General features: G+C 36.0%; 17 protein-coding genes and 1 pseudogene. 14 read left to right on the top strand and 4 right to left on the bottom strand.

Annotation, left to right across the window (positions count from 1 at the left end):
* Positions 1 to 29 precede the first annotated feature (29 nt).
* Together F960_RS07705 and serC are read left to right on the top strand one after the other, a co-directional pair.
* Positions 30 to 587: a hypothetical protein gene (locus F960_RS07705; protein WP_004861707.1), complete on the top strand. Its 558-nt coding sequence runs from the start codon at positions 30 to 32 to the stop codon at positions 585 to 587.
* A 190-nt stretch (positions 588 to 777) separates the two neighbouring features.
* Positions 778 to 1,857 (top strand): 3-phosphoserine/phosphohydroxythreonine transaminase, encoded by a 1,080-nt coding sequence (serC, locus tag F960_RS07700; protein ID WP_004861705.1) that lies wholly within the window; start codon positions 778 to 780, stop codon positions 1,855 to 1,857.
* 848 nt (positions 1,858 to 2,705) lie between these two features.
* On the opposite strand, the gene F960_RS07695 is transcribed toward serC, so the two are convergent.
* Entirely contained in the window at positions 2,706 to 3,638 is a 933-nt protein-coding gene (locus tag F960_RS07695; RefSeq protein ID WP_004861703.1) for a hypothetical protein, read from the bottom strand.
* A gap of 262 nt (positions 3,639 to 3,900) precedes the next feature.
* Between F960_RS07695 and F960_RS07690 the strand changes: the two genes are divergently transcribed.
* The 5 genes from F960_RS07690 to F960_RS07670 all read left to right on the top strand — a co-directional run bounded on the left by F960_RS07690 (position 3,901) and on the right by F960_RS07670 (position 10,081).
* Entirely contained in the window at positions 3,901 to 4,377 is a 477-nt protein-coding gene (locus F960_RS07690; protein WP_020846769.1) for a YaiI/YqxD family protein, read from the top strand.
* A 56-nt stretch (positions 4,378 to 4,433) separates the two neighbouring features.
* Positions 4,434 to 5,342, top strand: coding sequence for a DMT family transporter (locus tag F960_RS07685; protein ID WP_004861699.1), 909 nt, complete (start codon positions 4,434 to 4,436; stop codon positions 5,340 to 5,342).
* Between the two features lie 295 nt (positions 5,343 to 5,637).
* Positions 5,638 to 6,873 carry a lipoprotein-releasing ABC transporter permease subunit gene (locus tag F960_RS07680; protein ID WP_004861698.1) on the top strand — a complete coding sequence of 412 codons (1,236 nt, stop codon included), beginning with the start codon at positions 5,638 to 5,640 and terminating at the stop codon, positions 6,871 to 6,873.
* Complete coding sequence (gene lolD, locus F960_RS07675; protein WP_004861696.1) at positions 6,866 to 7,558, top strand: lipoprotein-releasing ABC transporter ATP-binding protein LolD; 693 nt, start codon at positions 6,866 to 6,868, stop codon at positions 7,556 to 7,558. Before F960_RS07680 ends, lolD begins: the two co-directional genes overlap by 8 nt.
* Positions 7,559 to 7,693: 135 nt before the next feature.
* Positions 7,694 to 10,081, top strand: coding sequence for a DNA internalization-related competence protein ComEC/Rec2 (locus F960_RS07670; RefSeq protein WP_004861695.1), 2,388 nt, complete (start codon positions 7,694 to 7,696; stop codon positions 10,079 to 10,081).
* Between the two features lie 34 nt (positions 10,082 to 10,115).
* On the opposite strand, the gene F960_RS07665 is transcribed toward F960_RS07670, so the two are convergent.
* Positions 10,116 to 11,096: a lysophospholipid acyltransferase family protein gene (locus F960_RS07665; protein WP_171066256.1), complete on the bottom strand. Its 981-nt coding sequence runs from the start codon at positions 11,094 to 11,096 to the stop codon at positions 10,116 to 10,118.
* Positions 11,097 to 11,256: 160 nt separating this feature from the next.
* Here F960_RS07665 and sppA point away from each other — a divergent pair, with 160 nt between their 5' ends.
* From sppA to F960_RS07635, 7 genes and pseudogenes are all read left to right on the top strand, one after another.
* Positions 11,257 to 12,279: a signal peptide peptidase SppA gene (sppA, locus tag F960_RS07660; protein WP_004861691.1), complete on the top strand. Its 1,023-nt coding sequence runs from the start codon at positions 11,257 to 11,259 to the stop codon at positions 12,277 to 12,279.
* Positions 12,280 to 12,383: 104 nt separating this feature from the next.
* The gene (locus F960_RS07655) at positions 12,384 to 13,190 is read left to right on the top strand and encodes an alpha/beta fold hydrolase (protein WP_004861688.1); all 807 of its coding nucleotides are present in this window, start codon (positions 12,384 to 12,386) and stop codon (positions 13,188 to 13,190) included.
* 191 nt (positions 13,191 to 13,381) lie between these two features.
* Positions 13,382 to 15,321, top strand: a pseudogene (locus F960_RS07650) (type VI secretion system Vgr family protein); the annotation flags it as partial.
* Between the two features lie 36 nt (positions 15,322 to 15,357).
* Positions 15,358 to 16,119 carry a DUF2345 domain-containing protein gene (locus F960_RS22930; protein WP_228134741.1) on the top strand — a complete coding sequence of 254 codons (762 nt, stop codon included), beginning with the start codon at positions 15,358 to 15,360 and terminating at the stop codon, positions 16,117 to 16,119.
* 11 nt (positions 16,120 to 16,130) lie between these two features.
* The gene (locus F960_RS21480) at positions 16,131 to 17,147 is read left to right on the top strand and encodes a hypothetical protein (protein WP_004861682.1); all 1,017 of its coding nucleotides are present in this window, start codon (positions 16,131 to 16,133) and stop codon (positions 17,145 to 17,147) included.
* Positions 17,144 to 17,827, top strand: coding sequence for a beta propeller repeat protein (locus F960_RS07640; protein ID WP_004861680.1), 684 nt, complete (start codon positions 17,144 to 17,146; stop codon positions 17,825 to 17,827). Before F960_RS21480 ends, F960_RS07640 begins: the two co-directional genes overlap by 4 nt.
* Positions 17,828 to 17,839: 12 nt before the next feature.
* A complete protein-coding gene (locus tag F960_RS07635) occupies positions 17,840 to 18,418 on the top strand; it encodes a hypothetical protein (protein WP_004861678.1) in 579 nt (192 codons plus the stop codon).
* Between the two features lie 103 nt (positions 18,419 to 18,521).
* Here the strand turns inward: F960_RS07635 and purN are convergent, their stop codons facing one another.
* Both purN and purM read right to left on the bottom strand, forming a co-directional pair.
* Complete coding sequence (gene purN, locus F960_RS07630; protein ID WP_004861676.1) at positions 18,522 to 19,151, bottom strand: phosphoribosylglycinamide formyltransferase; 630 nt, start codon at positions 19,149 to 19,151, stop codon at positions 18,522 to 18,524.
* Complete coding sequence (gene purM, locus F960_RS07625) at positions 19,148 to 20,218, bottom strand: phosphoribosylformylglycinamidine cyclo-ligase (RefSeq protein ID WP_004861675.1); 1,071 nt, start codon at positions 20,216 to 20,218, stop codon at positions 19,148 to 19,150. Before purM ends, purN begins: the two co-directional genes overlap by 4 nt.
* Positions 20,219 to 20,237 lie beyond the last annotated feature (19 nt).

The raw sequence follows: 20,237 nt of genomic DNA, 5'->3' as shown, positions 1-20,237 counted from the left end.
GATTTCAATTATAAAAGGCCTAGATAAAAATGACTAAAAAGAGCCTCATCGTTGCATTGGCAATCAGTGAAAATTGTGAAAGAGAGGCGTATGCCCTACGTAGTTTTTTAGAATATCTCAATATTCAAGTCATTACATATTGGATTGCTCGACCAAATGATTTTATAGGTGTTTTAAGCGGTACTGATCTTATGAGTCCAATCGATTATTTGATTTTATGTTTTCATGGTGATCATGATGCTTTTTTACTACCTAAACTTGCCCCAGAAATTTATACAAATGATGAACCTCCTACCCATGCTTTCGGTGCTCAATATATTGAAAAATATGCAAAACTTAATAAGGTGAAAGTGATCGCAACAGGTTGTGCTCTTGGTGGGGATTTGCTTTCACAAGCATTTCTAAACTCTGGATGTTCTGTTTATATCGCTCCGAAAGATTATATTTTAGGATCGGCGGTTTTGATTTTTATGATGCGCTATTTTTATGAAATACTTGAGCAACAACGTGACGAAAGAGAAGCATTTAATATCGCTCTAAATCTAGATCATGATATGGCAATTTTTCAAAGATACAGCAAAGATTAAGAGAATATGACCGCATTATTTTTATAAATGTTCTGCTGAATGAAGCGCATAATTAAATGATCAAAATAATAAAAATGAATCCTTTTTACTGTGTTGATTGAAAGTTTGACTAGAGAAAATACTGCAAGATTAAGCATTTTATGGTTAAATGCACACACTTATTTCGTTTCACTTATTTAAGGGAAAAATCATGCGCGCGTACAATTTCTGTGCTGGTCCTGCTGCATTACCTACTGCCGTTTTAGAAAAAGCTCAACAAGAAATGTTGGATTGGCATGGTAAAGGCTTATCCATCATGGAAATGAGCCATCGCGGTAAAGATTTTGTTTCAGTTGCTGAAAAAGCTGAATCTGATTTACGTAAATTATTAAATATTCCAGAAAACTATAAAGTGTTATTCCTTCAAGGTGGCGCTTCTCTACAATTTTCTGCGATCCCACTCAATTTATTGGGTAAAAATAACAAAGCAGACTATATCCATACTGGGATTTGGTCTGAAAAAGCACATAAAGAAGCAAGCCGTTATGGCGAAATCAATGTTGTAGAAGCTGCAACGACTGTTGATGGTAAAATTGCAATCGCTGATCAAAGTACTTGGAATTTATCTAAAGATGCTGCTTACGTGCATTATGCTGAAAATGAAACAATTGGTGGTATCCAATTTGATCAAATTCCAAATGTAGATGCGCCTCTAGTTGCCGATTTATCTTCTAGCATTTTGTCTGCACCGATTGATGTTTCAAAATTTGGTTTGATTTATGCGGGTGCGCAAAAAAATATCGGACCTGCTGGTTTGACTTTAGTGATCGTTCGTGAAGATTTGCTTGATCAAGCTAAACCTGAAATTCCAAGCATTTTAAAATATGGCGCTCAAGCGAAAAATGATTCAATGGTGAATACACCTGCGACTTATGCATGGTATTTGTCAGGTCTTGTTTTTGAATGGTTACTTGAGCAGGGCGGGGTAGAAGCAATTCATAAAGTAAATCTTGAAAAAGCAAACTTACTTTATGGTTATATTGATTCAAGTGATTTTTATAACAACCCAATCGCAATCCCAAATCGTTCAATCATGAATGTACCATTTACTTTGGCAAATGCTGATTTAGATAAACAATTCTTGAAAGAAGCTGAAGAACATCATTTATTAAATCTTGCTGGTCACCGTTCTGTTGGTGGTATGCGTGCAAGTATTTATAATGCTGTACCACTTGAAGCTGTTCAAGCTTTAGTGAACTTTATGGATGATTTTGCTAAACGCAATGCTTAAGTGCTGCGAATTTTATAATAAAATTCCATTAAAAAACCCCTCTTTTATGAGGGGTTTTTAGTGCAAAACGATATGAAATAATAAAATATTTTCGATAAACGATAAACGATAAACGATAAACGATTAGCGTTTAAGCGACTGGAAAAAGACCAAGCATATGGATGATCATGGCAGCCAGAAACATGCCAAGAATGAAAAAGCAAACGCAGCCCTTGTCCAATTTAAAAAAGGGACGGGTAGTGGTGCTAATTAGACTAGTCGACTGTTCGGGTATAATTTTCATCACTGAGCCTAGAATATTAAAATTATTGTTAAACCATATTCGATTTATCGTATTTTTAGCATAAATATTATGCTATTGAAAGTATTATTTTGACAATGTCATATTAATTAACAAAAACATTAAACAATATTAATAAAAAAATGAATTCAAAATGTGGATATAATTTTGAATTTAAAATAATCAAAACTGTGGATAACTTATAATATCTATGAGTATAAATCACTGATAATAAAGTATAAAATTTAGAATATTTTGAAATGGTTATAATGGTTATTTTCGAATTTAAATGTGGATAAAATATTTTTTTTAATGTGGATAAAATATCAGCAAAATAATGATTGCAACTGAGGTATTTTGAAATGGTTGAAAGTTAATCAAAAAAATGAAGCGGATGTAGTATATTTTTTGAATGCGATATTTTCTTTCTAAGGGCAGATTAATGATTTTTTGAATTCAAATTAATAATGATCTGCTTTTAGTTGTGGATATGTTGAGATCATTATATCGAAATAAAAAAGCTAGGACTTTATGAAAACCCTAGCTTTTTATAGTTAATTTACTGTTTTTATGCAGTTTTTGCGTAGATATTGGCTTGAATCCAAATATTCCCACGAATATATTGACCAATTTCAAAGTGTTTATGTGCCTCTTCTTTAGTGGCAACACGAATTAAAATAGCAGGTTGATTTTCTTCAAGGATCAGGGTGACATCATAAAGTGTGTATTCTTGATCCATAAATTGCATTTGGGTTTTACCTACGACCTTGCCTTGGAACCAAGCTTCATCTTCTTGTCCCACTGTTTCGCCATAGAGATAAGCCACCATTTTTGAGAAATCAACAGTAACAGGCTGCGTATCATCATCTGATTTTGGCTGCCAAGCATCAATCAACTCTTGTAGGTTTGCAGGAGCGACACCGTTATGTTCTGCCAAAATATCATTTAAAGCACGATGATGTTTAATCGAAGCAGGATCATCTACAACGATTTGTTCATGATCAGAAACTTTTTCAAGTTCATAAGCCCATGCATTTAATTGGACTTTATAAGTTTGATTTTTGCAATATTGTTCGCTATTGACACTATATAAGCTATCAAAAGCATAAATCACGCTATTTGGATTGAGTTGTAAACGTAAAACCGCTTGGGTATTGGATTTACAAGTGACAATACGATCAACATTGGCATTGAAAGTGTAAGGGCTATCAAAGCTAGGAAATGCAGTTTTCACTGCACGTGGTTTATTATCTTCAACTTCGATTACTTGGCACAATTGAACCGCAGAATTGTTTGGCCCCTGAATTAACCAAACTGAGCTATCCATATCACATTCTTTTTCACATAAGCCCATAGGCATAACAGGAGCATCAAGCGCTAGACCTAACCATTTGGGAACATCGCTAGTTGGATTTTCAGTGAGCAAATTCCAGTGCTCGACATGGCTGCCAAAGCTTTGATCTTCTATAGTAATAATTTCAGGTCTATTTTGATTTTTCATATTTACTGTTTGTGATTCGTGGATATATCTATTAAATCGAGGGTAATCTGATTTTTTCAAGTCCAAATTTTGATTTGCTGGTCAAAATTTTTGTTAAATCTCAGAAATTTCATTTTATATTACATAGTTATTGCTGCAATGTATGTTTTTGAATGTAATAGCGCATCAAACTTTTACTTGAAAATTTTCATAAAAATATAAATGAATAGATCGGAACAGTCTTATTATTTTGTTAGACTATGTACATCTTCATATCATGAGAATGCATGTGCTTCCATTTAAACTTTGGGTTGATGCTGATGCATTGCCAAAGATTCTGCGTGATGTCATTCTGCGCGCGTCTGATCGTTATCAGTTAGAAGTCACTTTTGTTGCCAACCAAAATGTTGGGATTACGCCTTCTGTGCGGATCAAATCTATACAAGTGATGAGTGGTGCAGATCAAGCTGATAAAGAAATTGTGGAGCGTATGACTGAGCATGATATCGTGATCACACAAGATATCCCCTTGGCTGCACAAGTGATCGAAAAGGGCGGTGTTGCGATTCATCCACGCGGTGAAGTCTATACCACTGCCAATGTGAAAGCACGTTTGCATCTGCGTGACTTTATGGATACTTTGCGTGGTGCAGGTGTTCAAACAGGTGGACCACCACCGATTTCTGAACGTGATAAACGTGAATTTTCAAGTAGTCTGGATCAGACCATCCAAAAGCAGAAACGTAAAACTTCTGTTTAATACCGAGATCGATGTTCTTCAATCGATTTTCTTAGTTTGAATTGAGTGAGCTTCAAATGCCTTCAAAACGCAATATTATGGCGACCTATGCTTTATTGGTTTTCATTTGGGCAACTACACCACTTGCTATTGTGTGGAGTGTTCAAGATATTCACGTGATGTGGGCATTGGTTTTGCGTTTTTTTATCGCATTACCGATTGCAGTGATTTTATTGATTGTATTAAAAATCAAATTTCCAACCGATCGAGTTGCATTACATAGTTATTTTGCAGGTTCTTTTAGCTTAATTGGATCACAGATCTTTACCTACGCTGCGACCCATTATTTGAGCTCTGGGATTATTGCTTTGATGTTTGGTCTTGCACCGATCATGGCAGGTTTTATCGGACGATTTGGATTTAAGCAACATTTACAAAAGTTACAATGGCTTGGAATGTTGGTTTCTGTCAGTGGTTTAGCGATTATTTGTTTTAATGGTAGCTCGACTCAGCATGTGCATCCGATTGGTATCGGATTGATGATGATGAGTGTGTTTACTTATGCATTGTCTATTTTTTGGGTTAAAAAAGTTAATGCCGATGTGGTTCCTATGGCACAGGCAACGGGTTCAATTTTAGTCTCAACCATTGCAGCGATTTGTATTATTCCTTTCATTTGGCAAGATATTCCTACACATATGCCAAATGGCAAGTCTTTGTTTGCATTGCTTTATACGGTATTTATGGCTTCGCTTTTAGCTATGTTCTGTTATTTTAAATTGGTACAAAATATCAAGGCGACGACATTGTCATTAACGACTGTCATGACACCTGTACTTGCTATGTTTTTTGGGGCAATTCTCAATGATGAATATCCATCGATGATGGTTTTTGTCGGTGCAAGTGTCTTGTTATTTGGTTTATTTTTATATTTTTATAAAGATTTTAAATCAAGCCGAGAACTTGAACATAAGATGAAACGGTGAGCCAAGCCTCATTTTTTATTTTAATGCATTTTGTTTAAGAACATACTTAGAGCAATTTGTTGATCTTATGGATAAAATTGTATTTTTTCGTGTGTAAATGCCAGTTCAATTTGATCTCATCGAGCAACTAGTAGAAAATAGCGCGGTAAAATAAAATTTAGATCATTTATGGATCGTTAAGAGCCAGCTTGAGCATGTGCTACAAGCGAATTCTTAATCATAGACATTGATTCAATTGAATTTCTTTTGCGTCGGTGCACTGTGCTTTCCATTCAAACTCCTCGGACTAGATGGTATGTTTAAACCAATCTCGCTGTATATAGGGTTACGATATACCCGTGCGCGGCGTAGTAATCACTTTATTTCTTTTATTGCATTAGTTTCGATGATCGGACTCACTTTAGGTGTTGCTGTATTGATTACGGTGATGTCGGTGATGAATGGTTTTGATCGTGAATTAAAAAATCGTGTCCTTGGGATGATTCCGCAAGCCACGGTTTCCTCAAATCAGATTTTGACAGATTGGCCAGTTCTGGCTGAAAAAATTAAGAAACATCCTCATGTTGCAGGTGTAGCACCATTTACTCAATTACAAGGCATGATCACTGCTCAAGGGCAGGTTTCAGGTTTGATGGTCAATGGTATTGATCCGAAATATGAACGCAATGTTTCGATCATTCAAGACCATATGGCTGCTGGAAGTATTGATAACCTGAAACAGGGTGAATTCGGCATCGTACTGGGTAAGCAATTGACTGATGCCTTGGCACTCGGACTTGGTGACAGCGTGACGCTGGTATTGCCAGAAGCAACAGCTTCTCCTGCAGGGGTGATGCCTCGTTTTAAACGATTTAAAATCGTGGGGATCTTTGATATCGGCGCAGAAGTCGATTCGACTATGGGGTATATCGCGCTAAATGATGCATCTGCATTATTGCGTTTACCTGCTGGTGCGCAAGGCATTCGTATGAAAATGGATGATATTTTCCTTGCCAAAGATGTTTCACAAGAGATCGTGAAAACATTGCCACCAGATTTTTATGCGACAGATTGGACATATACGCAAGGTAATTTGTTCAATGCAATCAAGATGGAAAAGGCAATGGTTAGCTTGCTTTTATTCTTGATCGTATTGGTTGCTGCTTTCAATATCGTCTCTTCATTGGTCATGGTTGTCACTGATAAAAAAGCAGATATTGCAATTTTACGTACCTTGGGCGCATCGCCTGCCACGATTACCAAAATCTTTATGGTACAAGGGACAGTGATTGGTGTGATTGGAACGGTATCAGGCGCAATCTTGGGTATTATATTTGCAACGACCATTTCAGGATTTATGGGATGGCTCAATGATACTTTTGGTTTGCATTTGTTTGATGCTTATTTTGTTCGCTATTTGCCTTCATACCTCAGATGGGAAGATGTGATCAAAATTGTCTCTGCTTCATTAATCTTGAGCTTCTTGGCAACAGTTTATCCTGCACGTCGAGCAGCAAAAGTCCAACCTGCGGAGGCACTACGTTATGAATAATTTTGCAAATAACAAGATCGTGCTCGAAGCAAAAAATATCCAAAAAAGCTTTAATGAAGGCAAAAACTCTGTCGATGTGATCAAAGATTTATCTTTGAAAGTCGCGGCTGGTGAGTTTGTCTCAATCGTTGGTTCAAGTGGTTCAGGTAAAAGTACTTTGCTGCATGTATTGGGTGGTTTGGATCGCCCAACAGAAGGTATGGTGTTTTTAAATGGACAGCGCTTTGACAATTTAAATGAGACTGAGCGTGGTTATAAACGTAATCAATATCTCGGTTTCGTTTACCAGTTTCATCATCTTTTGCCAGAATTTACAGCACTTGAAAATGTGGCTATGCCGATAATGTTACGCAAAGAAAGCCAATATAGCGAAGTTAAACAACAAGCTGAGGCTTTGCTTGAGCGAGTTGGTCTGTCACATCGTTTAACCCATAAGCCTGGTGAGTTGTCAGGTGGTGAGCGTCAACGTGTAGCATTGGCGCGTGCGCTCGTGACCAAGCCGGCATTAATGCTTGCAGATGAGCCCACTGGTAATCTGGATCGTAAAACTGCGGTGGGTATCTTTGAGTTGCTGTCAGAGCTTAGAAATGAGCTGAATATGGCGATGTTGATCGTGACACATGATGAGCAGTTGGCGAAATCAGCAGATCGTATTTTGCATATGCAAGATGGGATTTGGGTTTAGATTGACCAATAAAAATTCGTAAATTCATATTGTTAAAGCCCACTCAGTTGGGCTTTAATTTTATATAAAATATTATTTCATAAACTTATGTATTTTCTATTCATTCTGTTTGGATGGATTTTGGGGATTTCAAGCATGGGAAGTCAAATATCCTTGCTTGATACAAGCATTCATCCGCTATTGATTTGCAGCACTAGTTTTGTTGCGATATTACTATTTCTAAAAATAAAAACGATCAAACAGCATTTCTTTAGATTGTGTATAGCAATGATTTTGTCTGCTTTAAGTTTTAGTTTGGGGCATCTCTATGCAGATCGGGCATTGGATATACGTTTGGCAAATCGGATCACGCACATTCAAGATCTTGATGCCATTATCTATGTCGATCAAATAAGCCAAATCAGCAATAGCATTGAAAATGTTGACCTATCCACAACCAAAAGTAAGCAAAAAGTTTGGGTCTTAAATCAAGGTGCGGAACCCGTACAGTGGTTGGCATATCTCAATGAAAATCAAGCACAAATACTCAAATTAGGACATTATTATCAGATACAAGGGCAGGCAAAACCTGCGCATAGTTATGCTGTGGATGGAGTTTTTGATCAGGAAAAATGGTTTATACAAGAAAATATCTCCGCGACATTTACCATCCATCAAATTATAGAAATAGATGAAAATGAACTGAATTATAGTAAATTCATCCGACAACAACAGCATTGGATATCGAAATTTAAACTGGGCATCGAGCAAAAACGCTTGGATTTTAGGACATTGATCAATGCTGGAAAATATCAAAACCAAGGGCTCATGTTGGCATTGCTCACAGGTGATGAAAGTTTACTGAGTAAAAAGCAACAAGATCAATTTAAGCGACTTGGAATTTCGCATTTACTGGCGATTTCAGGTCCACATGTTCTGATTTTTGCCAGTTTGGTGATTGCGGTTTTTAGCGCGATGATCAATCGTTTTTATGCACAAATTTATTTGAAAATTCCCAAACAATATCTAATTTTACTGCCATTTTGCTGTGCTGTTTGGATTTATACAGCGTTTGTCGGTTTTGAAATTCCTGCAATCCGTACCTTATTGACGGTATTGATTACAGCAACTCTGTTACTGACTAAACAAAGTATACAACCGCTGAAAACCTTATTAATTAGTGCGAGTCTTTTACTGCTGTATGATCCTTTTAGTATTCTATCTGCAGCATTTTGGTTGTCATACGGGGCATGCTTCATCTTGCTGCGAATCTATCAGACCATTCAGAAAAAATCATTTACAGAACAAGTTTCAGTAAAAAATCAAATATATACAGCAGCTAAAGTCCTGATTGAATCACAATGGAAAGTATTCATTGCCTTGATGCCTTTGGTGATTTTGATCTTTAAACAAGTCTCTTGGGTTGCTCCGATCAGTAATTTATTTGCGATTCCATTGATTGGGGCAGTCGTTGTACCTGTGGATATCGTGGCAGCGATGTTGAGTTTTTTCTCAGATTCATTGGCAAGTTTTACTTTTCATCTTGTTGATTTTTCACTCAGTATCCTGATGTCAGGTTTAGATCATATCGATCAATATACGCATGCACATTTAACATGGTTTGCTTTCAATATCTGGACAATTGTTTGCTTTTTTATAGGAATATTCATTTTATTTTTACCCAAAGGTGTTGTACCCAAATTTTGGGCTGTATTGTGTTTTTTACAGATTTTCTTACCTGTAAAAAAACAGCATCCTTTTGAAATGACCATACTTGATGTGGGGCAGGGGCAAGCAGTATTTTTAGAGCTTGCTTCGAAAAATATAATGATTGATACGGGAGGTTATTATGATGAAGAAAAATTTAGTGTAGGTGAGCAAATCATAGTGCCTTATCTGATGAGACAAGGCATTTCAAAAATTGATCAACTTATCCTGTCTCATTTGGATCAAGATCATAGCGGTGCATTTGACAAGATGGTTAAGTCTATAAAAATAAATGAAATATATTCAAGTGAATACCGAGATAAGTTTTCTCCAGAACAATTTAAATATTGTTATGCAGGACAAAAATGGCAATATGATCAGGTCAAAATCGAGATTCTACATCCAGATAAAAATAGCCTAAGCAATGCAAGTATTGATCGAAATGAAAATTCTTGTGTGGTGTATATCCAAGTTTTGGATGCCAAGGTTTATCAAAATTTTTTAATTATGGGTGATGCAGGTTGGGATTCAGAGTATCAAATATTAGAAAAATACCCCGATTTAAAAGTTGATGTTTTGGTTTTAGGGCATCACGGCAGTCAGCACAGTTCTTCTTATGACTTTCTAGCAAAGCTCAAACCCAAACTCGCAATTGCCTCAGCAGGATATAATAATCGTTATCATCATCCTACGCCGATCGTAATAGAGCGACTCAAAGCCTTAAATATTCCTTTTATAAGTACCATTGAACAAGGGAGTATCCATTTTGTTCAAGAAAGGCGCGGTGAAATGAAGCTATATAAATATCGTGATACTTTGAAATGGTTAAAGAGATAAGCTTGTCTCTTAAGCTTTAGACAATTTTTAAGACTTAACCATTTTGTGAATTTTGGTCTATTTCATCTATGCTTTGATTGATTTTATCCAAATGAACTTTTAATGTTTCTTGACGGATATGTTCAATTTTTTCAATAGCTTGATCATTCGGAATGTTATACACATTGTTCAATTCTGGATTGGCTTTAAAGCGTTTATAACTCCAGTGATAATGTTCAGGATAGCGACGAATGAGTTTTTCTAATGTTTCATGAATCACACGCGTACCATCTTGTGCTGTACCTTGATAAATACGTTCATCCATTGGCTCGATAAACATATTGAAGCCATCACTTTCATTACGAATTGCATATAATAACAGTGCTTTACATTTGGTTTTTTGAATCAATTTGGCACTTAAGCTACTAGAAGCCAGCGGAATACCAAAATAGTCAACCATATCACCACCTACATGTGGCGTATGATCTGGCAGGATAACGGTAGTTCCACCACGTTTAAGTGCTTTAAAAATTTGCATGACACCTGATTCATCCGTAGGAACCAATTTGGCATTTTCACGACTACGTGCATCACGTACAAATCGATCCGCATCAGGGTTTTTAATCGGTTTATACATGATGGTCATTTGAGTGTGACTGGCAAACCATGCATTCATTACTTCCCAAGTGCCAAAATGCGGAACAATTAAAACTAACCCTTTGCCTTCAGCCAAAGCTTCATGGGCGAAATGCTCACCTTCTATATGCTGAATACGTGAAATATTTTTTTCATTACTTGAACCCCAAATACAAAAAAATTCGAGATAGGACTGCATTTCATTACGAATGGCTGCACGAGTTATACGCTTCTGTTCTGATTTTGATAATTCAGGCAGACAAACCTGAATATTGAAATTAATCGTTTCAGAGGTTTTTGTAAAATGAAGTAAGTTAATTAAGCCAGCCAACATTCGAGCAAAAAAACGAGAAATTTGAATGGGTAGGCGACTAAAGAATTGTAAAATCCCAAATGTCATAGAGTTTTGTTTATCTGTCATCGTTTTCAATTGTTTGGCTAAAGTCAAAAAATGTAGTGATTTGGGAAATATTATATGATAAATCATTTTGATTAGACAGATTTTGCGTATTCCTTGTATATAATGGATGCGAATTTTTAATATTTTGGATTATCTTTATATGTCCGACTGGCCACCTAAACCACAAAATGAAAATACAAAGCCAAACAAAACTGAAATTTCAGGTCCAGAATGGCAAATTTTAGAAAAGGCTGTACTGGCTTCTGTTGAAGAGCAACGTCGAAGTCGTCGTTGGAGTATCTTTTTTAAAATTTTGACTTTTATTTATGTACTTTTTGTTCTGATATTTCTTGTTAAGGCATGTACGATCACATCTGATAGTGCTGAAACATCGACTAGTTCACCACATTTAGCAGTAGTAAACGTAGTCGGTACGATTGATTCAGGCAAACAAAATGTAAATAGTACAGATACGATTAAATCATTAAAAAGTGCTTTTGAAGCTAAATCGGCAAGAGCAGTTGTGCTGAATATCAACTCACCTGGTGGTTCACCAGTACAATCCGATGATATTTGGCAAGAGATTCGATATTTAAAATCAGAGCATCCGGATAAAAAAGTCTATGCTGTGATCGGAGATATGGGGGCTTCAGGTGCGTATTATATCGCTTCAGCTGCTGATGAAATTTGGGTAAATCCTTCGAGTTTGGTCGGTTCGATTGGCGTAATCATGCCAAACTATGGTGTAAATGGATTGGCGCAAAAACTTGGCGTAGAAGATCGTACGATGACATCAGGTTCAAATAAAGATATCTTGAGCATGACTAAGCCGATTGATCCTGCACAGCGCGCACATATTCAGGCTTTACTCGATAATGTTCATGATCACTTTATTAGTGCAGTAAAACAAGGTCGTGGAAAACGCTTAAAATCTACAGATCCTGCGATATTCTCAGGGCTTTTCTGGACAGGTGAGCAGGCGATTAAATTGGGTATTGCAGATAAATCAGGCAATATCGAAACTTTAAAACGCGAGCTTAAAGTGAGTAAAACTGTGAACTATACAGTTGAAAGAAGTCCATTTGATTCTGTGATGGGTCGTGTAGGATCAGAAATGGGTCAAAGTGCTGCTGAAGCAATGACTAAACAAGTAGCAACACAACAATCACTAAAATTGCAGTAAATATCATTAAAACTTTGAACTCTAATAGTTTATAAAACACATTAGAGTTCACTGAGTTTTTATGTCTGTTAAAACTCAGATGGATCATATTGGAAATGGAATCGATGAAGCAAAAACCACTTATTCATTTTGCACATGCAAATGGCGTACCTTCAAAAGTTTATCGTAAAATTTTCGAGCAACTTTCATCTGAATTTGACATTATTTCAGTACCTTTGATCGGTCCAGATCGTCGTTATCCGATTCGCAATAATTGGGCTGAACTGACCGAACAAGTGATTGATAGTATTGTAAGACAGGCGGAAGGTCGCAAAGTTATAGGGCTTGGACATTCATTAGGTTCTGTTTTAACGTTTATGGCATCGTATCAACGTCCTGAATTATTTGAAAAAGTAATCATGATGGATCCGCCATTGATTGTAGGAAAAGCTTCTTTTGCTTTTCAAATGGCGAAGATATTTAAACCGAAACTTATCGATAAAATAACACCTGCAGGATTGAGTGCTAAACGCAGAGATCATTGGGATTCACGTGAACAAGCACACGATTTATTACTGAGTAAAAAGTTTTATCAGGATTTTGATCATGAATGTTATCAGGACTACATTGATCATGCTTTAACTGAAGATCATCTGAATGGTGGAGTAACACTCACAATTTCTAAGCATGATGAAGTGGAAATTTTCCGTACAAGTCCCGCAAATTGGTGGTTACCTATGCCTAAGCCACCAGTCTCAACGGAGCTGATCGTCGGGGATCAAAGCCCATTTTTAAAACAAAAATTTCCGCAAATTACAAAGAAAAAATTTGGGATACCATACACTGTGACTAATGGTGGGCATATGTTTCCTTTGGAACATCCAGATGAAACTGTGGCACTACTTAAAGCAAAATTAGCCCATTTTATTTAACTTTTTATGAGATAGATCAGAAGAAAATTATTTGGAAATATCATTTAATTTTCTTCTTTTTTATTGTTGTGAAATATAACATTTAACGAAAAAATATTTATCATTTTTATAAAAATCAATCTATTCATATGATTTGAAAATAAAAATAATTATAGTGTTGATGATAAAACACAAGATAAAGAATTTTAATAATGTTAAATGAATTATTGGGGATATTAGACAAGTTTGGTCTAAGTGCTGAAAAACGCCCATTGTCAGCTTTATTTTCATCAAAAGAACTCAATCAAAAATTGTATGCGCAGCATTTTTCGGGGAGAAGTGCTGTCAATGAAAGCATGCGAGCACAGTTATTGTGTTTTTCAACGGACTCAACTATTCCCCTGAAACGTTTTATCGCATGTCAAATTGCTGTTGATCAACGTACCGATGATGGACGCATTTTTAGGACGACTGGGATTATTACTGAAGCAGTGCAGGGAGCTTCTGATGGTGCTTTAATCAGTTATTTATTGACCATAGAAGATCCACTAAGTTTACTCAATCATAGAAAGAACAGCCGTGTATTTTTAAATAAGAATGAAATTGAAGTAATTGAGATTCTACACAAGGAATGGTGTCAAAGGAGTCGAGTTTATGCCGCATCAAATCAACTGGATTTGCGAGGCTTAAATGAAAATTATGAAATTAAGACACAAATCACACAATATAATGAAACAGATTTTCAATTTTTAAAAAGATTATTAGCCCGTATTTCTGTGAATTTTATACAGAAAGAACAGCATGCATTTGTAGCAAGTTTTAGTACTGATATTCAGGCAAAAAAATTATCTTTATTTGATCAAAATCAATTTTTGAATCAACTCAGCAGGCAAAATATTCGGTTTCATCGTAGTGATGCGACGGAAAGATTCGATAGTATTACGCAGATCTCTGCGAAAAGAATGATGCAGGCGACACAAGTACATTTACAACGCTGGCGATCCGATTTTATAGATCAAGAACAAACGCAAAAAACGTCTAAACATCAACATAGTGAAAATATTTCAAATTTTGGTTCAGGTTTAGAATTATCTTATGCAATCACACCAGCCAGCATCAATGACTTAAATCAAAAAGATGGCGCTGATCGTGCTGATATCCTGCATCTAGAAAAATTAGCAAAAAATCAAACTTTGATGTTAGATCAATTAGCCAAAGTATTTGTGGCAAAAAGTACAGTACGTGATGCTGAGGTCGGTTGCTGGTTTGAGCTTTTGGGGTATACGCAAATTGATCAGCATCGTGGTGCTGATAACGAATATATTATTACTTCTAAAGAATTTTTTAATCAAAATAATTTACCTAAAGACCTCAATTATCAGTGTCAATGTTTAGTTGAGGAAAGTAATTGGCTGGACAAGCTAGTTGGTTTTAATGGTGAGAGACAGGGCAATATTTTAAATTTGCAACGTCGTGAAGTTCCTGTTTTACCTATTTATGATCCTATATTGGATCGCCCTAAAGCCCATCCAATGCATGCAAGAGTTACGGGTGAACAAGGTGAGACGGTTTATGTCGATGAATGGTCTCGAATTAAAGTTCGTTATTTGTTTAGTCGCAGTGAAGATAATGTTCATGCAAGTAATGCTGGAAGTAGTGAAACGGATCGTGATAGTGCATGGGTAGAAGTTTTAACAAATTTTGCAGGTAAAGGATTTGGTTCTCGCTACCTGCCTAGAGTGGGTGAACTCGTTTTATTGGATCATATAGATGGAGATATAGATCGACCTATCGTGGTTGGACGAATTCATGAAAGTGAACGCTATCCGAGTAAATTTGATGATAAAGGGAAGTTACCTGATACCAGATATTTGAGTGGTGTGAGAAGCCAAGAAATTAATGCGAGTGGTTATAACCAGCTTAGATTTGATGACACGACTGGACAAATCAGTGCTCAGTTGCAAAGTTCTTATGCGGTGAGCCAGCTTAATTTAGGAAAGCTGAGTCATCCAAAGGAAAAGGAGAAAAGCGATGATCGAGGTGAAGGCTTTGAACTTCGCACAGATCAATGGGGGCAATCAGGGCAGGTGCTGGTCTATTGCTGAGTACTTATAGGCAAGATCAGGCGAAAGGTGATCATTTAAATGCTGAGGAAGCGAAGAAACAGCTCGATCATAATTATGATCAAATAAAATCATTAGATAAAACTGCTAAAGAATTAGAAAGTACACCATTAGATGTTTTAGAAAATTTAAAAAAATTTATAGAGCAATTATCGAAAGAAGATGAGAGTAAGGCTGAGGCTTTTAAATCTGCAATAGTTATATTAGCTTCCCCTAAAAGTATAGGGTTAAGTAGTGAAGAAGATATTCATTCTGTTGCTAAAGGGTTTATTTTGCATAGTGCTGGCAAAAGCATAAATATTTCTACCCAAAATAGTTTTCTAGCCCAAGCTAGTAAAAAATTAAGTTTATTGGCAGCACGTGAAGATGCCAGTTTTATCGCCGGTCTTGGGAAAGTTTTGATTAAAGCAAGTTCTAATGTTCTCGATATTATTGCTCGTAAAGATATACATATGAGCTCTAAAGAAGGAAAAGTTTATGTGACTAGTCCAACGGAGCTGATATTAACTGGAGGGAGTTCACAAATTTGTATAAAGGATGCGGGAATCTTTTCTAAAACAGGTGGTTTATATGAGTCAAAGGCAGGCCAGCATTTATTTAAGAGTGGAGAGAAAGTGAATAAAACTGAATTTGGTCACCAGCTTTATGACTTAAAAGTTCAGTTATTCAATCAAGAAACCCAGCAGGCAGTTCCAAGTCGAAAATACAAAATGATTTTAAGTGATGGTAGCGTATTAGAAGGAGAAACAGATGAAAACTGTTTTACTGAAACGGCATTGTCAGCAAAACAGTTAAAGATAGATTCAATTGATTATTCAGATGAATAAAAGGGGAAGTTATGGGAACTACTCAAAGTACAATCAATAAAAGTTTTGCGATTGCTGGGAAAAATGCTCAAACCAGAGTTTATTTAAAGCCCCAGTGTGTTAAAGAAGTGCCAATAGCAGACAATTCTATATATGGAAGTTGCAATTATTACTATAGACCGTATGTACTAGATCCATTAGGTCCTACGGAAATCTATAAGTTTAAGTTCATCACAATATTTGATCTAGCAAGAGAGATTTTTAACAGTCCAACAAGCTCAAAAAGTCTATTTGATAGGCTTTATGATGGAAAAGAAGGTTTAATTAATATAAAAGAAAAGAACTGGAGCAGGTGGCACGATTTTAAAGGTCGACACCGTAGCTGTGGACACGAACCACCACCATATTATATTAACTATGGTTATTATTATTGCTCAAGATATGTAACTTATTTATACCCAAGTTTTAAAACGCAAGAGGCTAGAAACTGGTTAATTACAGCAAGAAAGAACCTTCAAATCTATTTAGACGATGCGTTAGCACAAAATATGCATGGTAATGGAATAATTGTAATCACGTCAAAAAAATATCCAGATAAATTTATCAAACCACCTATAAATGTAGGACTAAAAAATATTGAATTATTAGCAGATCAATTTAAAAATATGGCTTTTACTACACATGTCCCAGCTTATGTTGATGCTAATTTGGCAGATATAATTAATACTTCAATTTTTTCAGGGTGGATAGATTTATTTAAAATATGTCTAGGGCCGAGACCAATAGAGTGGGCTGACTCAGAAACACGTCAACAGGCGATTGATGCTGCTGTAATCGTTTTTGGTGATTGGATTGGACGTATAATTAAAGCAATAGAAGTAGCAAGAGATATGATAATCAAAACAATTAAAGATCCAGAACTTGCTCAAAAAAAGTTGGATGAGCTATATGAAACTGTTGCTAAAAAAATTTTAAAGATATCAGAACAAGCTACAACATATGTTGACGATCTAGTAAATGTATTAAAAAAGTGGAATCCATTTAAATGATTTTTATTTTAAAAAAAAATCAAATTATAATTATTTTATTTTTTTTAGCTTTTTCCTTAGTGGGGTGTGAAAAGGTGTGGAATTTTGAACGTGATTTTAAAGTTAACTCTGAAGGTTTAGATGGGGGGATATTATATGTATACAGTGACAGAGTCTATTTTCAAGTAGATAAAAGAGAGAAGATTAAGTATAAATCAGTTTATGATAAATATGGAAATACTATAGACCAAATTGTTACTGAAGATTGGATGAAAAATAGTGGAGATAGATTGAACCGAAGTTATACTGAATTATATCGTGGGTTTGATAATTCAGAAACAAAATTAATATTTAGTAAACAGGCACAAAATAGTTCGATTGCAATATCTGAAGATAAAAAAACTATATATATATCAACTGAGTTTTTAGATTATAAATTGGCTGAAGTTATTTCAGATGAAGATCCAAACTATGATAGAAAAATCTATTTTTATCATTTATATAAATCTGTAGACTGTGGAAATGTTTTTACTGAAATGGATTGGCCATTATATTTTTCAGTACGACAATTATTATTTGATGATACAGGTGTGTATGGTTATGCTGTGGGTGGTAAAAGAGTGCTTAGACGTACCAGTGATGGTGCAAAAACTTGGCAAGCCATAACGATTCCAAGAGAATTTAGACTTCCAATTATTTGAGACCGAAATAATATGCCAAATATTTCTCTTGAGTGGGATGCCTTTTATTTTGATAAAAAAACGAAAACCCTATATTTGTCTTGTTTTGTACATGATCCAGTTGAAGCACGAAAGGGTAAAAGCATAATATACGCTGTGCCTTGGGATGATAAATTAGTCGATTTGAATAATTTGAAGCCTGTCGCAACTATTGATAATCAGTTTGTCACAGATATAAAACTTGCTGGTGATGGTAAATTTTATTTATTAACTGAAGTCTATCCCTTTGATGCATACTATACGGGAATGGAAGCTAAAGTTTCTAATTTTATTTTTTTAGAAAATAATCAAATCAAAATATTACACAAATTTGGTAAGAATTATTTATTGGGTGCATTTTATGTAGGTCAAGACAATCTGCTTTATATTATCGGAATGAAGTCAACGGGTATAGCTTCATATGATGATATCGCATTTATAAGTCATGATAATGGTCAAAGTTGGAAAGAAGAAATGGAAGGAAGTTGGGGGCAAGGTAGTTATTTTGATCCTAAAACTAATAAAGCTTGGTTATATAAACAAGGTAAATTGTATTCAAGGGTAATTAAATAAATACTTTGTATCTATTATCCAAATTTAATTTTAGTTTTAAAAACTTAAGGTTATAAGATTGTTTTATAGAAACGACCAGCCAACCTAAATTGACTGGTTATCTTTAAATTTTACAAAACTGCACAGGTGCATTTAAAGACTGTCCTTTAAATAAAACACCTTGATCTGTATGCACAAGCGTACCATTACAAATCCATTCAACCGCTTGAGGATAAATCAAGTGCTCAAGGACATGAACACGATCAGCCAAACTTGAAGCGTCATCATGTTGATTTACACTGAGTACACCTTGAGTGAGTGCTTGACCTGCATCAAGCTCAGCGGTGACATAGTGTACCGTACAACCATGTAGACGATCACCAGTATTGAGTACACGCTGATGAGTATGCATACCTTTGTAATGAGGCAAAAGAGAAGGGTGGATATTGACCATTTTCCCTTCCCAAGCATTGACAAATTTGGCACTTAAAATACGCATAAAGCCTGCGAGCACAACCAAATCAACATCCCAAGCAAGCAATTGTTGATGCATTACATCATCAAATGCTTCACGGTTTGGAAATTGTTTATGTTCAATTGTCGCAGTGGCAATACCAGCTTTTTTTGCACGTTCAAGTGCATAGGCTTCAGGCTTATTGGAAATAACCCCAACAATTTGCCCTGAAAGATTTGCATCAATCAAGGCTTGTAGATTACTTCCACTGCCTGAAACGAGTACAGCAATTTTGATCATGCAAAAATCACACGAATTTTTTCGTCTGCGCCTTCAACTGATTCAGCATTTTCTTGAATGTGACCAATTTTCCACGCTTTTTCGCCTTGAGCATTTAAAACTTGAACAGTTTTATCCGCATCGTTTGCATCAACAGCAATCACCATGCCCACGCCACAGTTAAATGTACGGTACATTTCAAATTGTTCTACACCGCCTTCACGTTGTAAAAGTTTGAATAGTTCAGGCCATTCCCATGAAGCTTCGTTGATTACAGCTTGTGCACCATTTGGAAGTACACGTGGCAAGTTACCCGGTAAACCGCCACCTGTAATGTGAGCCATTGCATGAACATCAACTTGTTTGCATAGTTCTAATACAGGTTTTACATAAATACGTGTAGGTTCCATTGCTGTATCAGCAAGAGGGCGACCATCAACGATTTGAGTAAGGTCAACATTTTTCACATCTAAGATTTTACGAAGAAGTGAATAACCATTTGAATGTGCACCAGATGAAGCTAAGCCAATTAAAACATCGCCTGCTTTGACTTTAGTACCATCAATGATTTTACTTTGTTCAACTACACCAACTGAGAAACCAGCTAGATCGTAGTCTTCACCTTCGTACATACCTGGCATTTCGGCAGTTTCACCACCTACAAGCGCACAGCCAGCAAGTTCACAGCCTTTACCAATGCCTGTAACTACATTTGCAGCAACATCAACATTTAAGTGACCAGTCGCATAATAATCAAGGAAGAATAATGGTTCTGCGCCACATACAAGAAGATCGTTTACACACATTGCAACTAAGTCTTGACCAATAGTGTCATGACGGTTTAAGTTGAGTGCAAGACGTAATTTAGTTCCAACACCGTCTGTGCCAGAAACCAATACAGGCTCTTCATAACCTTTAGGAATTTTACAAAGTGCGCCAAAGCCACCTAGACCACCCATAACCTCTGGGCGTGTAGTACGTTTAGCGACAGATTTGATTCGATCGACCAGTGCGTCGCCCGCTTCAATATCGACACCAGCATCTTTATAGCTTAAACCAGTGTTTGGGGTAGAAGTTGAGTTGCTCATAATGAAGTCTCCGCATTGG

The sequence above is a fragment of the Acinetobacter gerneri DSM 14967 = CIP 107464 = MTCC 9824 genome, assembly GCF_000368565.1.
GTDB lineage: Bacteria > Pseudomonadota > Gammaproteobacteria > Pseudomonadales > Moraxellaceae > Acinetobacter > Acinetobacter gerneri.
The sequence above is the reverse complement of the archived record's forward strand: the minus strand, read 5'-3'. Positions and strand labels throughout refer to the sequence as shown.